The following is a 1,176-nucleotide window of genomic DNA, read 5'->3' as shown; positions in this document are numbered from 1 at the left end:
GCGGGGGATGCGGTCACCGATCTGGGCGCGGCGGCGGTGTGGGGGTTGGTGCGCTCGGCGCAGTCGGAGAATCCGGGCCGGTTCGTGCTGATTGATCTGGATGGGCAGGAGATCTCGGCATCGGTGCTGTCCGGGGTGCTGGCCTCGGGTGAGCCGCAGGTGGCGGTGCGCGGGGATGAGGTGCGGGCTGCCCGGCTGGTACGGGTGCCTGGTTCTGGTGATTCCGCCGATGGCTTCGACGCTGAGCATGGTTCTGCTCGTGGCTTTGACCTCACTGACGGTCCCGGCTACGAGCGTGACTCTGGTCCGGGCGGGGGAGCGGGCCGGGCCTGGGACCCGGAGGGGACGGTGTTGATCACTGGTGGTACCGGTGGTCTGGGTGGGTTGTTCGCGCGGCATGTGGTGGCCGAGGGTGGGGTGCGGCGTCTGCTGCTGACCAGTCGGCGGGGTCTGGAGGCTCCGGGTGCGGTGGAGTTGCAGGCGGAGTTGATCGCGCATGGGGTCGAGGTCGAGATCGTCGCGTGTGATGTGGCCGATCGGGACCAGGTGGCGGCGTTGCTGGCGGGGGTGGATGCCGGGCATCCGTTGACGGCGGTGATTCATACCGCGGGTGTGCTGGACGACGGGACGATCCCGTCGCTGACGGCGGAGCGGTTGGATGGGGTGTTGCGGCCGAAGGTGGATGCGGCCTGGCATCTGCACGAGCTCAGCGCGGACCTGGATCTGGCCGGCTTCATCGTGTTCTCGTCGGTGGCGGGAACGTTCGGGGCTTCCGGTCAGGGTAACTACGCGGCGGCGAACGCGTTCCTGGACGCGTTGGCGGAGGTGCGGCGGGCTGAGGGGCTGGCGGGGTTGTCGCTGGCGTGGGGGCCGTGGGCGCAGGACGCCGGGATGACCGGTGGGCTGGACGACGCTCAGACGCGCCGGTTGACCCGCGCCGGGATGCCGGCGATCACTCCGGAGCAGGGTGTCGCGTTGTTCGACGCGGCCGTCCGCTCGGGTGAGCCGGCCGTGGCCCCGGTCCGGCTCGACCTGGCGGCGGTGCGGGCGCGGGGCGAGGTGCCGCATCTGTTGCGCGGGTTGGTGCGGGGGGTTCGTCGGTCGGCGGTGTCGGGGTCGGTGTCGGGTGACGGTGCGCTGGTGCGGCGGTTGGCCGGGTTGGGTGAGGCCGATCGG

1 protein-coding gene is annotated in these 1,176 nt (G+C 71.3%); it reads left to right on the top strand.

Features of this window, described 5'->3' with window-relative positions:
• On the top strand, positions 1 to 1,176 hold a 1,176-nt coding region (locus tag ABZ260_RS51335; RefSeq protein WP_355633322.1), incomplete at both ends, for a beta-ketoacyl reductase.

Origin of the sequence: Streptosporangium sp. NPDC006013 (assembly GCF_040614275.1) — a bacterium.
Lineage (GTDB): Bacteria > Actinomycetota > Actinomycetes > Streptosporangiales > Streptosporangiaceae > Streptosporangium.
Note: the sequence above shows the minus strand (reverse complement) of the source record. Positions and strands in the feature narration are given on the sequence as shown.